Source organism: Pseudomonas sp. OG7 (assembly GCF_014192825.1).
GTDB classification, from domain to species: Bacteria; Pseudomonadota; Gammaproteobacteria; order Pseudomonadales; family Pseudomonadaceae; genus Aquipseudomonas; species Aquipseudomonas monteilii.
Map to the genome: position 1 here is coordinate 44,921 of NZ_JACHYK010000009.1, position 19,211 is coordinate 64,131.

At 63.5% G+C, this 19,211-nt stretch carries 17 protein-coding genes and 1 tRNA gene; 12 read left to right on the forward strand and 6 right to left on the reverse strand.

Going from position 1 to position 19,211, the window contains the following annotated elements; all coding sequences use genetic code 11:
* The first annotated feature begins 30 nt into the window (after positions 1 to 30).
* Complete coding sequence (locus FHW75_RS21210) at positions 31 to 669, forward strand: NADH:ubiquinone oxidoreductase subunit N (RefSeq protein WP_084297251.1); 639 nt, start codon at positions 31 to 33, stop codon at positions 667 to 669.
* Between the two features lie 6 nt (positions 670 to 675).
* Here FHW75_RS21210 and FHW75_RS21215 read toward each other — a convergent pair whose 3' ends face one another.
* The 3 genes from FHW75_RS21215 to FHW75_RS21225 all read right to left on the reverse strand — a co-directional run bounded on the left by FHW75_RS21215 (position 676) and on the right by FHW75_RS21225 (position 3,251).
* On the reverse strand, positions 676 to 1,113 hold the full coding sequence (locus FHW75_RS21215; RefSeq protein WP_019099867.1) for a CBS domain-containing protein: 438 nt from the start codon (positions 1,111 to 1,113) through the stop codon (positions 676 to 678).
* A 170-nt stretch (positions 1,114 to 1,283) separates the two neighbouring features.
* Positions 1,284 to 3,014, reverse strand: a complete 1,731-nt coding sequence (locus FHW75_RS21220; RefSeq protein ID WP_025754992.1) for a dipeptidase — start codon at positions 3,012 to 3,014, stop codon at positions 1,284 to 1,286.
* Positions 3,015 to 3,174: 160 nt separating this feature from the next.
* A tRNA-Arg gene (locus tag FHW75_RS21225) sits at positions 3,175 to 3,251 on the reverse strand.
* Positions 3,252 to 3,465: 214 nt separating this feature from the next.
* Here FHW75_RS21225 and FHW75_RS21230 point away from each other — a divergent pair.
* The 8 genes from FHW75_RS21230 to FHW75_RS21265 all read left to right on the forward strand — a co-directional run bounded on the left by FHW75_RS21230 (position 3,466) and on the right by FHW75_RS21265 (position 10,759).
* Positions 3,466 to 4,215, forward strand: a complete 750-nt coding sequence (locus FHW75_RS21230) for a GntR family transcriptional regulator (protein ID WP_019099869.1) — start codon at positions 3,466 to 3,468, stop codon at positions 4,213 to 4,215.
* Positions 4,212 to 5,936, forward strand: a complete 1,725-nt coding sequence (locus FHW75_RS21235; protein ID WP_019099870.1) for a fumarate reductase/succinate dehydrogenase flavoprotein subunit — start codon at positions 4,212 to 4,214, stop codon at positions 5,934 to 5,936. The genes FHW75_RS21230 and FHW75_RS21235 overlap by 4 nt, the downstream gene beginning before the upstream one ends.
* Before the next feature lie 159 nt (positions 5,937 to 6,095).
* Positions 6,096 to 6,341, forward strand: a complete 246-nt coding sequence (locus FHW75_RS21240) for a ferredoxin family protein (protein ID WP_008096634.1) — start codon at positions 6,096 to 6,098, stop codon at positions 6,339 to 6,341.
* A gap of 119 nt (positions 6,342 to 6,460) precedes the next feature.
* The gene (locus FHW75_RS21245) at positions 6,461 to 7,867 is read left to right on the forward strand and encodes an ABC transporter substrate-binding protein (RefSeq protein WP_019099871.1); all 1,407 of its coding nucleotides are present in this window, start codon (positions 6,461 to 6,463) and stop codon (positions 7,865 to 7,867) included.
* A gap of 15 nt (positions 7,868 to 7,882) precedes the next feature.
* Positions 7,883 to 8,665, forward strand: coding sequence for an ABC transporter permease (locus FHW75_RS21250; RefSeq protein WP_019099872.1), 783 nt, complete (start codon positions 7,883 to 7,885; stop codon positions 8,663 to 8,665).
* The gene (locus FHW75_RS21255) at positions 8,665 to 9,516 is read left to right on the forward strand and encodes an ABC transporter ATP-binding protein (protein WP_019099873.1); all 852 of its coding nucleotides are present in this window, start codon (positions 8,665 to 8,667) and stop codon (positions 9,514 to 9,516) included. Before FHW75_RS21250 ends, FHW75_RS21255 begins: the two co-directional genes overlap by 1 nt.
* Positions 9,513 to 10,478: a HEAT repeat domain-containing protein gene (locus FHW75_RS21260; RefSeq protein WP_025754989.1), complete on the forward strand. Its 966-nt coding sequence runs from the start codon at positions 9,513 to 9,515 to the stop codon at positions 10,476 to 10,478. Before FHW75_RS21255 ends, FHW75_RS21260 begins: the two co-directional genes overlap by 4 nt.
* Complete coding sequence (locus tag FHW75_RS21265) at positions 10,478 to 10,759, forward strand: gamma-butyrobetaine hydroxylase-like domain-containing protein (protein WP_025754988.1); 282 nt, start codon at positions 10,478 to 10,480, stop codon at positions 10,757 to 10,759. The genes FHW75_RS21260 and FHW75_RS21265 overlap by 1 nt, the downstream gene beginning before the upstream one ends.
* Positions 10,760 to 10,916: 157 nt before the next feature.
* On the opposite strand, the gene FHW75_RS21270 is transcribed toward FHW75_RS21265, so the two are convergent.
* Positions 10,917 to 11,780 carry an ABC transporter ATP-binding protein gene (locus FHW75_RS21270; protein ID WP_050587803.1) on the reverse strand — a complete coding sequence of 288 codons (864 nt, stop codon included), beginning with the start codon at positions 11,778 to 11,780 and terminating at the stop codon, positions 10,917 to 10,919.
* Complete coding sequence (locus FHW75_RS21275) at positions 11,777 to 13,366, reverse strand: ABC transporter permease (RefSeq protein ID WP_025754986.1); 1,590 nt, start codon at positions 13,364 to 13,366, stop codon at positions 11,777 to 11,779. Before FHW75_RS21275 ends, FHW75_RS21270 begins: the two co-directional genes overlap by 4 nt.
* A 297-nt stretch (positions 13,367 to 13,663) precedes the next feature.
* Here FHW75_RS21275 and FHW75_RS21280 point away from each other — a divergent pair, with 297 nt between their 5' ends.
* Positions 13,664 to 14,701: an ABC transporter substrate-binding protein gene (locus tag FHW75_RS21280; RefSeq protein ID WP_159265794.1), complete on the forward strand. Its 1,038-nt coding sequence runs from the start codon at positions 13,664 to 13,666 to the stop codon at positions 14,699 to 14,701.
* Between the two features lie 39 nt (positions 14,702 to 14,740).
* The gene (locus FHW75_RS21285) at positions 14,741 to 15,646 is read left to right on the forward strand and encodes a TauD/TfdA family dioxygenase (RefSeq protein ID WP_025754984.1); all 906 of its coding nucleotides are present in this window, start codon (positions 14,741 to 14,743) and stop codon (positions 15,644 to 15,646) included.
* A 114-nt stretch (positions 15,647 to 15,760) separates the two neighbouring features.
* On the opposite strand, the gene FHW75_RS21290 is transcribed toward FHW75_RS21285, so the two are convergent.
* A complete protein-coding gene (locus tag FHW75_RS21290; RefSeq protein WP_183674500.1) occupies positions 15,761 to 16,675 on the reverse strand; it encodes a LysR family transcriptional regulator in 915 nt (304 codons plus the stop codon).
* 192 nt (positions 16,676 to 16,867) lie between these two features.
* Here FHW75_RS21290 and FHW75_RS21295 point away from each other — a divergent pair, with 192 nt between their 5' ends.
* A complete protein-coding gene (locus tag FHW75_RS21295) occupies positions 16,868 to 19,204 on the forward strand; it encodes a TonB-dependent receptor (protein ID WP_183674503.1) in 2,337 nt (778 codons plus the stop codon).
* Positions 19,205 to 19,211 lie beyond the last annotated feature (7 nt).

Consider the following 19,211-nt stretch of genomic DNA (forward strand, 5'->3'; position numbering starts at 1 on the left):
TGCTCAGGAAAACAATAAGGGGATAGCGCGATGAAAGATCCCTACGCACCAGGCTTCTGGTGCTCCGTGACGATCCTGGGCACCCTGACGGCCAGTTACTTTTACGGCATCAGGCAGACGCAGCAGATGAACCAGGCAGTGCATTTCCTGTACGCCGCTGCCGCAGTCACTGTGGCGGTTGCGCTGGTGGCGCTGACCTGGATTGCCTGGCAGCAGTTGCACCTGAACAAGCGTGAAGTGACTCAGGGGCGAACGTTGCTGACCATCTGGAACACGAAGGTGGCGCTACGCCGCGTCGAAACGGTATTCGACCGCTACTTCTGGGGCAGTTACTGGCATTCGGGGCGTACGTTCGAAGAGGTCATGGGCGAGCTCAAGGGCACGCCGCTGGAGCAGAGCCTGGATGCCCTGAAGCATCAGTGCCGAGCACTGGACCGTGAAATCCATGACCACCATCACCACTGGCTGGCCAACGCCCGCGACCTGTCCAGCGTGGCCCAGGCCATGGCCCGTGAACGCTACCAGCTGGACCTGGGCGAGCCCACCTGCAGTGGCCATGGCAATACAGCCGTGCTCAACCGTGACCTGGAAGTGCTGGTGTACACCTGGTCGGCGCGCCTGCGCAGCTTCGACCATCAGCTGGACGAGCTGGAGCGCGCCTACCATTGAGGCGCTTCATTCGCCGCGGATGTATTGCTCCAGTTGCTGGATCAGGCTGGCCTGTTCGGCGATGGTTTCCTTGACCAGGTCACCGATCGACAGCAGGCCCAGCAGTTCGCCGTTGCTGACCACCGGCAGGTGGCGCAGGTGGCGGTCGGTCATCAGGTTCATGCAGTACTCAAGGTTCTGTTTCGGCGCCACGGTAACCACTGGAGCGCTCATGATTTCGCGCACAGGGGTGGCGGCGGACGAGCGGCCCTTCAGTACCAGTTTGCGCGCATAGTCCCGCTCACTGACGATACCCACCACCTGGTTGCCCTCGACCACGGGCAGCGCACCGACGTTTTTCTCCGCCAGCATTTTCAGGGCGTCGAGCACCGAGTCATCCGGGCCGATGGTGTACACGGTCTGGTGCTGGGACTTGGTCTTGAGGATTTGTTCGACGGTCTTCATACGGGCCTCTGCGGGTGGAAAAAGCGCTGTCTCGGAGTAACTAAAGCATCCGGCACGGCGCTCTGCACGGCAATGCAGGAAACGGCATGGAGTCGATTGAAAAACGTCATGGGTGATCGCCTGTTCCGGCCTCTTCGCGGCTGAAGCCGCGAAGAGGCCCGTGCAGCCAATCAGAGCTTCGGCATCTGCCCAAGCCGCGCGACCATCTCGCTCACGATCTGCAGATCCAGCATGAACTGCTCCACCGTCTTGAACTCGTTGTCGTTGTGCCCGGTGTACTTCACGTCCGGCATGGCCAGGCCGAACTGCACGCCGTTGGGCAGGTCGTGCACCGAGGTTGCGCCGGCCGAGGTGCCGAACTCATGCTTCATGCCCAGGTTCTCGGTGGCCACCGCGAGCAGGGCCTTGACCCATTCGCCTTCGGGGTTGCGGTACATCGGCTCGTCCAGGCTGTAGTCGAAGGCTACCGAGGTGTGGCTTTGGCGGGTCCACTTGCCCAGTTTGTCAGCCAGTTCGTCCTTGATCGTGGCGATTGGCTTGCCCTTCGGAATACGCAGGTTCACCGCCAGTTTCAGGCCATTGTCATCCACCCCGACAAACGTCAGCGAGGCCGTCAGCGGGCCCATGAATGCGTCCTTGAACGCCACGCCGAGTTTGTTGCCCAGGTAGTCCAGGCCCCAGTTGTCGGCAGCATAGCGGGCGGCGTCGGTGAAGTGGTTGTGCTTGAGCGATACCTGCTTGCCCACGCCGTTGATGAAGTCGAGCATACGGGCCACCGGGTTCACCCCGGACTCCGGCTCCGAAGAGTGGGCGGAAACACCGGTCACCGTGAGCAGCACGTTCTTGCCCTCTGCTTTGGCGTCGATGCTGAAGTCGCCGCCATGCTGCTTCACGTACTTGGCACCGGCTTGCTGCAACTGTTTGGCCAGCTGCGTCGGGTTCTCTGAAACCAGGGTCGCTACCGAAGTGGTCGGGATCTGGTTGGTGGCCAGGCCGCCAGTCAGGTTGACGATTTCTGCGCCCTTGCCAGTGGCCGCCCGCTTGCTGAAGCTGGCCATGACCGTGCCGTAGCCTTTCTCGGCGATCACCACCGGGTAGCCGCCGTCGAGGGCCAGGTTGTAGTCAGGGGTGGGGTTGCGTTCGAAGTAGTAGGGGATGGCATCGCCGCTGGTTTCTTCGGTGGTGTCGATCAGCAGCTTGAACTGCCGGGCCAGCGGCAGGTTCTCGTCCTTGGCCACTTTGAGCGCGTACATCGCCACCACGATGCCGTTCTTGTCGTCTTCGGTACCACGGCCGTACATGCGGTCGCCAACCAGGGTGACCTTGAACGGGTCCAGGCGTGTGCCGTCGGCCAGCTTCCAGTTGTCCGGGTTGACCGGCACTACGTCGGCATGGGCGTGGATGCCGATTACTTCCTTGCCGCTGCCGAGCGAAATCTCGTACACCCGGTTGTCGATGTTGCGGAAGGCCAGGCCAAAGCTGTCGGCCAGGGCCTTGATCTTGTCGGCAATCTTGAGGAACTCGGGGTTTTGGTACTGCGGCGTACCCTCGACATTGAAGGTGGGGATGGCCACCAGCTCGCGCAGGGTTTCGGTGGCGGCCTTGCCATACTTGATGCGGGTATACAGGCCGAGCAGGCGGTTGATCTCGTCTTGCTGCTCGGCGGCCAGTGGCTTGCTGGCCAGGTAGGCGTCGAGGGTTGCCTCGAGGTTGTCGGCCTTGGCCAGGTCGCTGCCTTTGAGCTTGCCGAGGAACTGCTTGAAGTCGCTTGGGTTGCTGCCGTCAAAAGCTTTGACGATGGCAGCGGACTGCTGATGGGTGAGGTTGGCCTGGGCCGGCTGGGTGAACAGGCCGATGCTGGCCAGCAGCAGGGTGGTGGCGGTGAGTTTTTTCAGGTGCATGGTTGTGCGCATTCCTTCGCCAATCATTGTTGTGGGTTACCCGTCAGGAAACGGGAAGACGCCCACGCTAACACCAATGACCCGTGGCACGGGAGTGCCAGAAACGCGACATGTCGCACAAACGAAAAAGCCCCGGGCTCATGCCCAGGGCTTTTTGATATGGCGCACTCGGCGGGATTCGAACCCACGACCCCTGCCTTCGGAGGGCAGTACTCTATCCAGCTGAGCTACGAGTGCAACGCGCACGCATGATACCCATCTGTGTCGTTGACGTCCATCGCCTTGATCTGTGGCCTTTTTCCTCTTTTTGCGCAGGCGGCTTTTGTGGGCCACCGGTCTGCGCAAATTCATCTATCCATATGCGATATCAATATTTCCCACAGGGTTCTCATGCCCTCTATCCTCTGGTCACAACTTGTTATAACAAGTCATCGATCAGCGAAGAGACCCCATGGCCCAACTGCTCCCCCTGTCCCCGGTACCGCTCTACACCCAGCTCAAGGAACTGCTGCGCGAGCGCATCCTCGACGGTACTTATCCACCGCACAGCCGCATGCCCTCGGAAAGCGAACTGGGCAAGGCCTTCGACGTCAGCCGCATCACCGTGCGCCAGGCACTGGGCGACCTGCAAAAGGAAGGGCTGATCTTCAAGATCCACGGCAAAGGCACTTTTGTCGCCAAGCCCAAGGCGTTCCAGAACGTCAGTACCTTGCAGGGCCTGGGCGAGTCGATGACGCAAATGGGCTACGAAGTGATCAACCGCCTGCGCAGCTTCCGCCATGTGCCGGCCAACGCATTGGTGGCTGCCCGGCTGCAGGTCGAGGAGGGCAGCCTGGTCACCGAGATCCGCCGGGTGCGCCTGATCAACCGCGAGCCGGTGTCGCTGGAACTGACCTGGCTGCCCAAGGCCGTCGGCGAAAAACTGGAGAAGGCCGACCTGGTCACCCGCGACATCTTCCTGCTGCTGGAAAACGACTGCGGCATCGCCCTTGGCCACGCCGACCTGGCCATCGATGCAGTGCTGGCCGACAGCGACCTGACCCAGGCCCTGGAGGTTGAAGAAGGTTCGCCGATCATGCGCATCGAGCGCCTGACCCATGCTGCCGACGGCACGCCACTGGACTTCGAACACCTGTACTACCGCGGCGATGCCTTCCAGTACCGCCTGCGCATTGATCGCCAGAAAGGGGGCAAGGCATGAGCATCCAGACCCAGGACTACGACATCATCATCATCGGTGGCGGCACGGCCGGGCCGATGGCGGCGATCAAGGCCAAGGAGCAGGACAAGAGCCTGCGCGTGCTGCTGCTGGACAAGGCCAACGTCAAGCGCAGCGGCGCCATCAGCATGGGCATGGACGGCTTGAACAACGCCATCATCCCCGGCCACGCCACCCCCGAGCAGTACACCAAGGAAATCACCGTGGCCAATGACGGTATCGTCAACCAGGCCACCGTGCATGCCTACGCAACCCACAGCTTTGAAACCATCGAGCAGCTTGATCGCTGGGGCGTGAAGTTCGAGAAGGACGAAACCGGCGACTACGCGGTGAAGAAGGTTCACCACATGGGCGCCTACGTGCTGCCCATGCCCGAGGGCCACGACATCAAGAAGGTGCTGTACCGCCAGCTCAAGCGTGCCCGGGTAGAAATCAGCAACCGTATGGTCTGCACCCGTGTGCTGCTTGATGGCGAAGGCGCCGCCGCGGGCGTGCTGGGCTTCGACTGCCGCAGCGGCGAGTTTCGCGTGGTGCGGGCCAAGGCGGTGATCCTTGCCTGCGGCGCCGCCGGGCGCCTGGGCCTGCCGTCGTCGGGATACCTGATGGGCACCTACGAGAACCCGACCAACGCCGGTGACGGCTACGCCATGGCCTACCATGCAGGCGCCGAACTGGCCAACCTCGAGTGCTTCCAGATCAACCCGCTGATCAAGGACTACAACGGCCCGGCCTGTGCCTACGTCACCGGCCCGCTGGGTGGGTATACCGCCAACAGTAAGGGCGAGCGCTTCATCGAGTGCGATTACTGGAGCGGCCAGATGATGTGGGAGTTCCATCAGGAGCTCGAAGGCGGCAATGGCCCGGTGTTCCTCAAGCTCGACCACCTGGCCGAGGAAACCATCCAGAACATCGAAGAGATCCTGCACAGCAACGAGCGCCCCAGCCGTGGCCAGTTCCACGCCGGGCGCGGCACCGACTACCGCCAGCACATGGTCGAGATGCATATCTCCGAGATCGGTTTCTGCTCCGGGCATTCGGCGTCGGGCGTGTGGGTCAATGAAAAGGCCGAGACCAGCGTCAAAGGGCTGTATGCCGCGGGCGACATGGCTGCGGTGCCGCACAACTACATGCTCGGTGCTTTTACCTATGGATGGTTTGCCGGCGTGAACGCCGCGCATTACGTGGCCGGGCGCGAACTCGCCGAGGTCGATGCCGAACAGGTCGAACGCGAGCGCGCGCGGGTGTTTGCCCCGCTGCAGCGTGAGCATGGCCTGCCGCCAGCCCAGGTCGAGTACAAGCTCAGGCGCATGGTCAACGACTACCTGCAGCCGCCAAAGGTGACCAAGAAGATGGAAATCGGCCTGGCGCGCTTTGCCGAGATCGAGCGTGATCTGGAGCAGATGAAGGCCAGCAACCCTCATGAACTGATGCGTGCGATGGAAGTGTCGGTGATTCGCGACTGCGCTGAGATGGCGGCGCGGGCCTCGCTGTTCCGCGAGGAAAGCCGCTGGGGGCTGTACCACCACCGGGTGGACTTCCCTGAGCGCAACGATGGCGAGTGGTATTGCCATTGCCACCTGAAAAAAGGCGAGAACGGTGAAATGACCAGCTTCAAGAAGGCCGTCGAACCCTACCTGATCGCCCTGGATGCAGATGAGCAGACCGCTTACGACCGGTTGCGGGTCAAAGCCGATGCCGCCTAAGCGACACCTCACCTTGTGGGAGCGGGTTTACCCGCGAACACCGGCGAAGCCGGTGCCATCCACCGTGTTGGATTCTTCGCGGGTAAACCCGCTCCCACAGGGAAATGTGCAAGCCTCTAGATGAAAGGGAGCCAATAAAGGCCCCAAGGACTCCGTGAAATGGCCTACCAGCCGCAAGAAATCTTCTTCCGCAGCAGCGCCCCGGTCACCATCGACGAAGACAAATGCATCGCCGAAAAAGGCTGCACCGTGTGCGTCGAGGTCTGCCCCATGGACCTGCTGGCGATCAACCCGGCCACGCAAAAAGCCTACATGGCTTTCGACGAATGCTGGTACTGCATGCCCTGCGAGAAGGACTGCCCCACCGGCGCAGTGAAGGTCGACATCCCGTACCTGCTGCGCTGATTCATCCCGCCATCCGGCGAACCACCGGACGCCCTCCTGCTGTGCCCCTCGTTTCCCACCACCCAAACCGGGCGGCGGAGACGACGCCAACTCTTATAACGATTCGAGGGGAAACACCCATGCGCCTTGTTGCAACCGTGGCCGGCCTCGCGCTGGCGCTCACTGGCCTGAATGCCAGTGCCGAAACCATCCGCATCGCCATCGGCACCCAGGACACCACCATCAACTGCGCCACCGGTGGCCTGCTGATCCGTGAGCTGGGCCTGCTGGACAAGTACTTGCCGCATGAGGGCAAGTACAAGGACGCCACCTACCAGGTCGAGTGGAAGAACTTCACCAGCGGTGCGCCGCTGACCAACGAAATGGTCGCCGGCAAACTCGACTTCGGCGCCATGGCCGACTTCCCGGGGTCGTTCAACGGCGTTGCCCACCTGGATGCCGGCAAGCGCAGCCTGTTCATCAGTGTGCTGTCGGGCAGCGTGCATGGCAGCGGCAACGGCATCGTCGTGCCTGCCGCGTCCAGCGTGCAGTCGCTGGCTGAACTCAAGGGCAAGACCATTTCCGTGCCGTTCGCCTCCACTGCCCACGGCATGCTGTTGCGCGCCGTCGCCGCCCAGGGCTGGGACCCGCAGAAGGATGTGCGCATCATCGCCCAGGCGCCGGAAATCGCCGGCTCCGCCCTGCGCAGCAACCGCATCGAAGCCCACGCCGACTTCGTGCCGTTCGCCGAGCTGTTCCCCAACCGAGGCTTCGCCCGCAAGATCTATGACGGCGCCCAGGCCAATGCACCGACCTTCCATGGTGCCCTGGTCGATGCCGACTACGCGAAAAAGTACCCCGAGGTGGTCACCGCCTACCTGCGCGCCAGCCTTGAAGCCGACCGCCTGATCGCTGCGCAGCCTGAGAAGTACAGCGAGTTGATCGAGAAGGTCACGGGTATCGAAGCCGAGGTCAATTACCTGTTCCACGGCCCGCTCGGCCTGCAGACCCGCGACTTGACCTGGAAGCCTGAATACCGCCAGGCAGTGGCTACGTCCATCGACACGCTCAAGCTGCTGAAAAAGACCGACCGGGGCCTGGACACCGACAAGTTCATCGACGACCAGTACATCCGTGCCGCCTTCAAAGAGGCTGGCCTGGACTACAACAAGGCGCTGAAAGACTACGACCCGCTGCCACTCAAGGCCAATGACGCGCTGACCGGCAAACCGATCACCGACTTCAGCCGCCTGGCGCAAATCTGGGTGCGCGGTGAAGACAAGGTCCGCCACTACGCTTCGCCGGAAGCGGCCCTGGGTGCCCTGGCCCAGCTGGAGCAGGAGGGCAAGGACATCCGCGCCATCTACGCCCAGGCCGCCGACAGCGGCATCAAGCTGCTGGCCAACCAGGCCTGGTTCGTGCGCAACGCCAACGGCGAACTGGCGGCGTTCCTGCTCAAGGACCAGGCCGAGCAGTATGCCAAGGCCCATGGTGGCGAGGCGCTGGACTTCGTCAGCGCCAACCAGAAGCTGGTCGCCCAGCGCTGACCGGGAGGCACCGACATGACCCGCAACCTCAAGCGCTGGCCGGTGCGCCTGGCGTCGCTGCTGGCCTGCCTGCTGTTCTGGCAGGTGGCGGCAAGCGTGAAACTGGACCTCGGCCTGCTGACCTTCACCTATGTCCCCACACCCAAGGCGGTGCTGGACGCTGCCTGGCAGTTGCTGACCTCCAGCACCCTGCTGGCGCACCTGGGCAGCAGCCTGTCGCGGGTGTTTGCCGGTTATGCCACGGCGGCGCTGGTTGGCGTGGCCCTGGGGTTGCTGATCGGCCGCTCGAAATGGGCTGAAGACACCCTGCTGCCGCCGCTGGAAGTGCTGCGGCCGATTCCGGCGGTGGCGTGGATCCCGCTGGCGATCCTGATGTTCCCGTCGTCGGAACTGTCGATGGTGTTCATCACCTTCACCGGCGCGTTTTTCCCCATCCTGCTCAACACCGTGCACGGCGTCGAGGCGGTCGACCCGCGCCTGGTGGCATCGGCACGCAGCCTCGGTGCCGGGCGCTGGGCGATCCTGCGCGAAGTGGTGTTGCCTGGGGCGTTGCCGAGCATCGTCACCGGCCTGGCCATCGGCATGGGGACGTCATGGTTCTGCCTGGTCACCGCCGAGATGATTTCCGGGCAGTTCGGCATCGGCTACTACACCTGGGAGTCCTACACCTTGCAAAACTACCCGGACATCATCGTCGGCATGCTGCTGATCGGCGTGCTGGGCATGGGCAGCAGCGCCCTGGTCAAGCGCCTGGGGGCGCTGGCCACGCCGTGGTACCGCACGCGGAGGGCCAGTTGATGAACAGTTATCAACAGGCGCCGGGGCGTATCGAGGGTCGTGGCCTGTCGATCTGCCTGGGGCACGGCAGCGAAGCGTTCGAGGCAGTGCAGCGCCTGGACTTTGCCGTGGCGCCTGGCGAGTTTGTCTGCATCCTCGGCCCTTCCGGTTGTGGCAAGTCGACGTTGCTCGGCGCCCTGGCCGGGCACCTGGTGCCCAGCAGCGGCCAGCTGAACGTGGACGGCCAGCCCGTTGCCGGGCCGTCACCGCAGCGTGGCATGGTGTTCCAGCACCACACCTTGCTGCCCTGGCGCAGCGTGCTCGACAACGTGGCCTTCGGCCTGAAAATGCAGGGCCTGGGCCGCGCCGAACGTCACCGGCAAGCTCGCGAAATGCTGCAACTGGTGGGATTGGCCGACTTTGCCGGGCGCTGGCCCAACCAGCTGTCCGGCGGTATGCAGCAACGGGCCGAAATTGCCCGGGTGCTGATCAACCGCCCACGGCTCTTGCTGATGGACGAACCCTTCGGCGCACTGGATGCGCAAACCCGTGCACGCATGCAGGAACTGTTGCTGGAGATCTGGGCCAGCATCCGCACCACCGTGGTGTTCGTTACCCACGATATCGACGAAGCGCTGTTCCTCGCCGACCGCATCCTGGTGATGAGCCCGCGCCCCGGCCGCTTCATCGAAGACCTGCGCCTGGACTTTGCGCGCCCCCGCCGCGCCAGCCTGCTGACCAGCCCTGAATTCACTCACCTCAAGCGTCACTGCCTGGCGTTGCTGCGCCACGAGGAAGGCCGCGAACTGCCGCGCCTGACCCCGCTGGGCCTGCCGGACACTGACCACCCACCGCTACGGATCGCGCTATGACTGACCGAACGACCGACAACCCCGATATCCTCGCCCTGTTGCCTCGCCTTGAAGCCACAGACGCTGGCGTGCGACGCATCGCCCTGATCGACCTGGCCGACCTGGAAGACCCGGATGGCTTGCCATGGCTCACCGATGCACTGCTGGTGGACACCGCCGATGAGGTGCGTGCCGAGGCCGCACGCCTGCTGGAGGCCTGGGAAGAACCCGAAGTTGTGCAAGCCCTGTGCGCTGCGCTGGCCGATGCCGCCGAACCGGTACGGCTGGCAGCTGCGCAGAGCCTTAGCGAACTCAAGAGCCTTGAAGCCGGCCAGTTGATCCTGCCATGGGCCAAGCACGCCGATGCCTTTGTCCGCGCCAGTGCCCTGCGAGCCTTGCGCGAGCTGCGCCTGGAGGATGCTGCCGAACCTGCGTTGCTGGCGCTGGCCGATGACGACGCCGCCGTGCGACGTGAGGCCGTGGGCATTCTTGGCTGGCTCAAGCACCAGCCGGCGTTGCTGGCGCTGGCAGCGCTCGCCGAGGCCGAGCCGGACACCGAGGTGCGCCGCGCGGCCATCGGCGCGTTGGGCCTTGCCCGGGACAGCTCGGTGTTGCCAGCGTTGGTGGCAGCATTGACTGACCAGGCCTGGCAAGTGCGCGAGGAAGCCGCCACCACGTTAGGCAAAGTCGGTCAGGACCAGGCAGGCCCGGCGCTGGTGGAGGCCCTTGCCGATGACTTCTGGCAGGTACGCCTGCGGGCAGCGCGTTCACTGGGTCGGTTGCGCTATGCCGCTGCACTGGATGCGCTTGGCGCGTTGCTTGGCCATGGCATTGCCAACCTGCGCAAGGAAGCGGCGCTGGCCCTTGGCGAGCTGGGCCAGGCGCGTGCCTTGCCGGTGCTGCAGGCCGCCGAGGCCGACAGCGACCCTGAGGTGCGCAAGGCGGTGCGGATTGCCCTGGCGCAACTGCGCGGTGCAGCCTGATGAACGCCCCGCAAGCCATTCGCAACCTGCGCGGGCCAGGGCAGCTGGTACTGCAATGGGAAGACGGCGAGCACAGCCTCAGCCATACCCGTTTGCGCGGTGCTTGCCCCTGTTCACAATGCCGTGCGGCGCGGCTGTCGGGCGCGATCAGCCTGGTGCGCGACGATGTGCGCGTGGTACAGATCGAGTCGCAAGGATATGGCGTGCAGTTGGTGTTCAGCGATGGGCATGAGCGCGGGATCTACCCTTGGGCTTACCTGCGCGACCTTGGCAGCCAGTGAAGCTGATCCCTCAGGCTACTGCATCCCCCTGTAGGAGCAGCCTTGTGCTGCGAAGAGGCCGGTAAGGCTAAAGATCATCTTCAGCTGCAATGGCCTCTTCGCAGCACAAGGCTGCTCCTACAGGGCCAGTGTCTGCCCTGAAATTGTCGCCGGTCATTCACAGAGCAATCAGCTCCGGCCGCAGCCCTTCCACCCGTCGCGCCGGCGCTGGCAGGTAGCCGCCATCCCCGGTGATCTGGTGCAGCACTTTTTCGCGCAACCCATGCAGCGCTACACCGCTGCGCAACCGTGGGTGCGGCAGGTCGATCTCGACCACCGACTTGATCCTGCCCGGCCGTGGCTCCAGCACCACCACCCGATCCGCCAGGTACGTCGCCTCTTCGGCATCGTGGGTCACCAGCAAGGTGGTGATACCTGCACGCTCGCGAATGGCCAGCAGCTCGTCCTGCAGTTGCTGGCGGGTCAGCGCATCGAGTGCACCGAACGGCTCGTCCAGCAGCAGAATCCGTGGGCTGGCCACCAACCCACGGGCAATCGCCACGCGTTGGGCCATGCCGCCGGAAAGCTGGTGCGGGTACGCGGTCTCGAAGCCGGCCAGCCCCACCAGCAACACGAACTCATGCACACGGCGGGCACGCTCCCCCTGGGTCAGTTGCTCGTTCACCAGGCCCAAGGCGATGTTCTGTTCCACCGTCAGCCAAGGGAACAGGCGGTGCTCTTGGAACACGATGCCGCGCTCGCCACCGATGCCGCTGACGGTGTGCCCGTCGACGCGGATGCTGCCGCTGTAGTCGGTGTCCAGGCCCACCAGCAAGCGCAGCAAGGTGGACTTGCCACAACCGGATGCGCCGACAATGGCGATGAACTCGCCTTCGTTGATCGACAGGTTGAAGTTGCGGATGGCCTCGAACGGTTGGCCGTCCACGGTGAACACCTTGCCGACCCCTTCGAAGCTGACCAGGGGCGGGGTGGTGTCGGGCTGGTTGGCCGCGTGCAGGTGTGAGGTGTTGAAGGCGTTCATGCGGTTCTCCAGCGCGTGGCGCGCGATTCGAGGCGTTGTCCAAGGTTGCCGAGCAGGGCGCCGACCAGGCCGATCAGGACCATGGCGGCCATTACCTGGTCCATGCGGAACAGTTGCTGGGCGCCGATCATCAGGCTGGCGATGCCGCCGTCCGAAGGCATGAAGTATTCGGCGCCGATGGTGCCCAGCCAGGCGTAGATCAGCGACAGGCGCAGCCCGGCGAAAATCGCCGGGGCCGCACCGGGCAGTACCAGCAGACGCAAGCGTTGCCACAGGTTCAGGCGCAGCGTGCGGGCGGCTTCGCCCAGCTGTGGCGAGAGGCTGGCGATACCCCGCTGAGTAGCGATCAGCAACGGGAAGAACGCGGCCAGGCCTACGAAAACGTGCTTGGCCCCTTCACCCAGGCCGAACCAGGCGGTGAGCAGCGGCACCCAGGCGAACAGCGCCACCTGGCGCAAGGCCGAAAGGCTTGGCCCGAAAAGGCGTTCTGCGTGGTTTGAAAGCCCTAGCAGCAACCCGGTCAGCAGGCCGGCGCCACCCCCCAGCAGCAGGCCGGTGAGGGTGCGTTCCAGGCTCAGCAGCAAGGCCTGCGGCAGCGACCCATCGGCCAAACCGACCAGCAGCGTGCGCAGTACCTCAAGTGGTGAGGTGAGAATGTTCGGGTCAACCCAGCCAAAGCTGCTGCTGGCTTGCCACACTGCCAGCAGTGCCAGTGGCAACAGCAGGCTTTGCCAGCCCCGTGGCACTGGCCCGCGCTGCTGTTCGCCGGTGGCCGGTTGTGGCCAGAACAGCACGTGCTTTTCCAGGATAGAGAAGCCGCGCTCCAGCACGGCACCGACCAGGCCGATCACCAGGATGCACAGCAGCACAAGGTCGAGCATGAACAGCTGCCGACCCCACACCATCAGGTAGCCGATCCCTTCGCTGGAGGCGAGCAACTCGACCGCCAGCAGCGAGGTCCAACCAGTGGCCAGGGCCAAGCGCACGCCGGTGAGAAACGCGGGCAGGGCAGCCGGCAACAGCAGGCGCAGAAACAGCAAGTGCCGGGGCAGGCGCAGGGCCAACGCGGCTTCACGCAGTTTGGGCTGGGCATCGCGTACACCTACCAGCGTGTGCAAGGTGACGGGAACGACCACGGCCTTTACCAGCACCACGAGCTTCAACAACTCGCCGATGCCGAAGAACAGCATGAACAACGGAATCCAGGCCAACGTAGGAATCTGTGCCAGTGCTACGAAGGTTGGCAGCACCAGTGTCTGTGCCCGCTGCGAAGCGCCCAGCCATACGCCCAGCAGCAAGCCGCTGCCGATACCTACCGCCAGCCCCCAGAACAACCGTTGCAAGCTTATCCACAGGTGCCCCCAAAGCTCGCCGGAGCCAAACTCCACCGCGCTCTGCCACACCAGCGCTGGCGCCGGCAGAATCTGCTCGCTCATCCAGTGCTGCCGGCTGGCCACCACCCACAACACGGCAATCGCCGCAGGCACTAAGTACGCAAGGCCTTTGTAGGAGCGGCCTTGCGCAGCGAATGGGCCGCGCAGCGGCCCTCGAACCCACCCCCGACCCTTGCTCAGAACTCCATTCATAGGCCATCTCTCAAAACGTTGTTATGTTATTCATTAATGGAATAAAAAATTTCCAAATATGACTTTCAAGAGATAACAGCATGCGCTTCCTGCATACGGAAGCCCCCCGCCGTTGCGTTTTCCTCATATTTTCCATGCACTTTTCGCAAGCCTGTCGCAGGCCCGCATGCCGCCTGATTTATGCCTTCCAGTTACTAAAAAATGAAGTTTTGATCTTTGTAGGTTCTAACCAGACCTGCCTAGCTTCTGGCCAAAGCGCCGGCCATCGCCGGTGGCAGCCTGCCAAGGAGCCTTGCCATGAAAACCCCGTTGCGCCACCTGATTACAGCCCTTGGGCTGGCCATCACCCTCAGCGCCCATGCGACCGAACCAGCCAAGCCTGAAACCATCCGCATCGCCGTACCCGACCTCAGCGCCGGCAGCAAGCCCAGCGCAGGCGGTGTAGTCGATGTATTGCGTGACCAGCAGTTGCTGGAGAAGGAATTCGCCAAGGATGGCATCCGCATCGACTGGCACTTCTTCAAGGGGGCCGGCCCTGTGGTGAACGAGGCGCTGGCCAACGGCCAGGCCGACTTTGCCTACCTGGGTGACCTGGCTGCGATCGTCGGCAAGGCCAATGGCCTGGATACCCGCGTGCTGACGGCGGGCGTGCGGGGGGTCAAGAGCTACCTGGGCGTGGTGCCTGGCTCTGGCATCAAGACCCTGCACGACCTCAAGGGCAAGCGCGTAGCGGTGTTCCGCGGTACAGCCAACCAGCTGTCGTTCGCCAGCGCCCTGGCCAGCCAAGGGCTGACCGAGCGTGAGCTGAAGGTGATCAACCTGGACTTCAACGCCGCCAATGCTGCGCTGGCAGCCAAGCAGATCGACGCCACCTGGGGCCTGTCCAACCTGCTGTCGCTGCGTGAACGCGGGCTGGTCGAGCTGCCGGTCAACTCGCGGGACCTCGAAGGCGCCGGTAGCACCCAGGCAGTGCTGTTGGGCACTGGTGACTTCATCCGCAAGTACCCCGAACTGGTCCAGCGCCTGGTCAACGCCCAGGAGCAGGCCAGTACCTGGTTGCGAGACGAACATAACCGTGACGCCTACATCAACCTGGTGGCCAACAACGCCAACTGGCCACGCAGCATCCTCAGCGATGACCTGGCCAAGGAAGACCTCGCCCACTACTTCGATCCCCGCCTGGATGCTGACTTCGTTGGCCAACTGCAGCAGGGCGTCGACCTGGCAGTCAAGGAACGCCTGATTCGCCGTGGCTTCCAGGTAGCCGACTGGATCGAACCACGCTTTCTCGATGCCGCACTGAAACAGGAACAGGCCGTGCAGGCTGCCCGCTGAACCCGAACAACCCGACAACAACCGCTAAGGACCACGACCATGAGCAATGCCGCCCTGGCCACCGCGCCACAAACCCTCGAACTCGACATTCACCCGGTTGCCGGCCGTATCGGCGCCGAAATCCGCGGTGTGCAACTGTCTGGCGACCTCGATGCCGCCACCCTGGACGCCATTCAGGCGGCGCTGGTGAAGCACAAGGTGATCTTCTTCCGTGGCCAGACCCACCTGGATGACCAGAGCCAGGAAGCCTTTGCCAAGCTGCTTGGCGAGCCGGTCGCCCACCCCACCGTGCCGGTGGTGGACGGCACCAGCTACCTGCTGCAACTCGATGGCGCCGAAGGCCAGCGGGCAAACTCCTGGCACACTGACGTGACCTTCGTCGACGCCTACCCCAAGGCCTCGATCCTGCGCAGCGTGGTGGCCCCGGCTTCGGGTGGCGATACCGTGTGGGCCAACACGGCTGCGGCCTATCAGGAACTGCCCGAGCCGCTGCGTGAGCTGGCCGACAAGCTGTGGGCGGTGCACAGCAACGAATACGACTATGCCAGCATCAAGCCAGATGTGGACCCGGCCAAGCTGGAGCGCTATCGCAAGGTATTCACATCGACCGTTTACGAGACCGAGCACCCGGTGGTGCGCGTGCACCCGATCAGTGGCGAGCGGGCGCTGCAGCTGGGGCATTTCGTGAAGCGCATCAAGGGCTATTCGCTGGCGGATTCGCAGCACCTGTTTGCGGTGTTGCAGGGGCATGTGACGCGCCTGGAGAACACCGTGCGCTGGCGCTGGCAGGCGGGGGATGTGGCGATCTGGGATAACCGGGCGACGCAGCACTATGCGGTGGATGACTATGGCACTCAGCCACGGGTAGTGCGCCGGGTGACGTTGGCGGGTGAGGTGCCGGTCGGGGTGGATGGGCAACTCAGCCGCACTACGCGTAAAGGCTGATATCGCCGGGGCCGCTTTGCGGCTCTTTCGCGACACAAGGCCGCTCCTGCAGGCGATCGCATACCCTTGTAGGAGCGGCCTCGTGCCGCGAAACGGGGGCGAAGCCGCCGCCAGCTACACCTCGGTATCACAGGCTATCAACTGCCTGACCAACCCTTGCGCCAACGGCGACAAGCCATAACCCACCCGGCTCACCACACCATAGCGGGTATAGAACGTCTGCTCCTGTTCCGGCGTCAGGTCCGCCAGCTTCAACGCCACCAGTCCCCGTTCCATCTCATACGGCCGCAAATTGGCATTGCAGGCAATGCCGATGGTGTCCGAATGCATCACTACATTCAGCAGCGCATAGCCATGCTCGCACTCTACCGATGGCAGGAAGTCCTGCCGTCCGCTCAGGTCGCTGAGGATTTTGCGGATATTCGGCGGCCTGAAGGTCGTGGCCAGCGGGTAGTCGAACAGGTCACGTGCCTGCACGCTCTCCTGTTCGGTCAGCGGGTGCCCGGCGCGGCAGCAGAAATGCCAGCGTTGCGGGGCCAGCTTGTGCACCTGGTAATCCGGGTCCGACTCGAACTGGCGGGTGTCGGCAACAAAGAACTCGATCTCTTCGGCAACCAGCTTGCGGTTCAGCGCCTGCCAGTTGTCCACCTGGAAGCAGGTGCGCGCCGCCGGGTACTCGGCCACGAAGCGCGCAACCGCCCGTGGCACCAACCCCCCGGCCGGCGCCGGACCGGAGCCGAAGCGCACCACGCCCGTAGTGGCGCCGTTGAACTGGTGGATTTCGTTGACCAGGTTGTGCGCCCCATGCACCAGCCGCCGCGAATGCTCCAGCACCAACAAGCCTTGGCGGGTGGGCGCCAGCTCCTTGCTGGCGCGGTCCACCAGGCGGCAGCCAATGTTGTGCTCCAAGGTCTGGATGCTGCGGCTGAACGCCGATTGTGACAGGTTCACGGCAGCCGCAGCGGCCACGAAACTGCGGTGCTCGACAAGGGCGATGTAGTGGCGCAACTGACGCAGATCGATATGCATTTTCTACATTAAAACCTTCGGTCAAATGCAATTGCTGACAAGGGTGAGTCCCCTTATAAAGGGTGTTACTTATTCCACTAAATATGAATTACAAATATTTATATCACTTAAAAGAATATAAGCCCGACTGACCGCGATTCGGTTCCGCCAACGGAAATGCTCGCCAGGGCCCATGCCTCAAGGAGCATTTGCATGTCCGGACTTTCCCGTTGGCCTGCGCGCGCGTCGCGTTTTACCTTGCAACCCTTGGCCGCTGGCGTGCTGCTGGCGGCGTCTTCTGGCAGCTTCGCCGAAGAACCGGTCAGCGCCAGCCCGGCGGTGGAGCAGGAAGCCAAGCTTGGCACTGTCACGGTCAATGCCCGCCGTCGCGAAGAAACCGCGCAGAGCGTGCCCACGCCGATCAGCGTGCTCGACAGCGAGACCCTGGAAACCCAGCGCATCTACCGCGTGCAGGATCTGCAACAGCTGGTGCCCAACACCAACGTCGCCTATGTGCATGCTCGCCAGTCGAGCATCTCGATTCGCGGCCTGGGCAACAACCCGGCCAGCGATGGTTTGGAGGGCAGCGTCGGCATCTATCTGGATAACGTCTACCTCGGTCGCCCCGGCATGGCGGTGTTCGACCTGCTGGACGTGGAGCAACTGGAGGTGCTGCGCGGCCCGCAGGGCACGCTGTTCGGCAAGAACACCACCGCCGGGGTGCTGAACATCACCACGCGCAAGCCCACCTTCCACCGCGAGGGCAGCATCCAGCAGTCGATTGGCGAAGACGGCTACCTGCAAACGCAAGGCAGCTTCTCGGGGCCGATCAGCGAGACCTTGGCCGGGCGTATCAGTGCCTACCGCACCGAAGATGATGGCTATGTGAAGAACATCCACAACGGCGACGACCTCAACGGAGGCAAGCGCCAGGGCTTTCGTACGCAGTTGCTGTTCAAGCCCAGCGACACCTTCAACCTGCGCTGGATCGGCGAGTACAACGAAGAAGACTCCAACAACGGCATCCTCAGCCTGTTCAGCACCGGCCCCACCATCAATGGCGTCAACCGCTACGAAAGCCTGGCCGCCCAGGCGGGCGCGACACTGGTGTCGGGCAAGGACCGCAAGGTCAATTTCGACGCCGACCAGCAAGTAACGGTGTTCCAGGGCGGCACCTCGGTGGAGGCCAACTGGACGTTGCCCAACGATTTCACCCTGACTTCGATCACCGCCTACCGCTGGTGGGACTTCACCCCGCGCAACGACGATGGCCTGAACGTGCCGGTGTTCTACAGCGCCGGGGTATCGGTGCGCGACAAGCAGTACTCGCAGGAAATCCGCCTGGCTTCGCCCACCGGTGGCGCCTTCGACTATGTGCTGGGGGCGTACTACTTCAAGCAGGACCTGGACAACAAGTCCTTCACTTATTACGGGCCGCAGGCGGATGTCTGGAACCTGACCCCCGCCGGTGCCTTGAACAATGTCGATACCATCGGCAACGGCCACATCGACACCGACAGCTACGCGCTGTTCGCCCAAGGCACCTGGCATGTCACCGATCGTCTGGATTTCACTGTCGGCATTCGCGGTACCTATGAGGAGAAGAGCGCTTGGGTAACCCGCGATGCACCAAGCGGCGGTGCGGCTGTAACGGGTGCTGCTGCAGCGGCGCGGCAGGCCCGGATAGGGGCCTACGACTCGGGTGACCTCAACCAGTACAGCTTCAGCCCCTCCGGCCTGCTGGGCCTGAGCTACCGCTTCAACGAGCAGTTGCTGGGCTACGCCACCCTGACCCACGGCGAGAAGTCGGGCGGCGTCAACCTTACCGTCGGTGCTGCGCCACGGTTGGGTACCGATTCGCTGCTGGTGGGCACCGAGCGGGTCAACAACGCCGAACTGGGTTTGAAAAGCACCCTGTTCGACGGTCGGCTGCAACTTAACAGCAACCTGTTCTGGGCCGAAGTACATGGCTACCAGGCCAACGTCTACGACCAGATCAACCGCGTGCAATACCTGGCCAACGCCGGCCGCGTGCGGTCGCGCGGGCTGGAGTTCGAGGCCACGGCGCTGCCGATCCGCGGGCTTACCGTCAACTTCAACGGCTCGTGGAACGATGTGCGCTACACCGAGTACAAGGACGCCCCGTGCCCACCTGAGGTGAGCCTGGCCAATGCCACCGCCACCTGCGACCTGTCCGGCCACCAGGTGGTCGGTGCCTCCAAGTACATCGCCAACCTCAACACCCAATACAAATGGCAGGCCACCGAGCACGTAGAACCCTACGTCACTGCCAGCTATGCCTTCCGCTCGAAGGCGGTGGGCACCATCGACGATTCCGATTTCGGCCAGATCCCCAGCTACGCGCTGGTCAACCTTTCAGCCGGTGTGCGCCTGGACCAGGGCGACGGCGTGGTCGACCTGTCGCTGTGGGTGAAAAACGCCGGCGACAAAACCTATTTCACCAGCCTGTGGAACTCCGCCAACGGTGGCTATGCCGGTGTACTCGGCACCCCGCGCACCTTCGGCGCAACTGCCCGTTACGACTTCTGAGCACAAG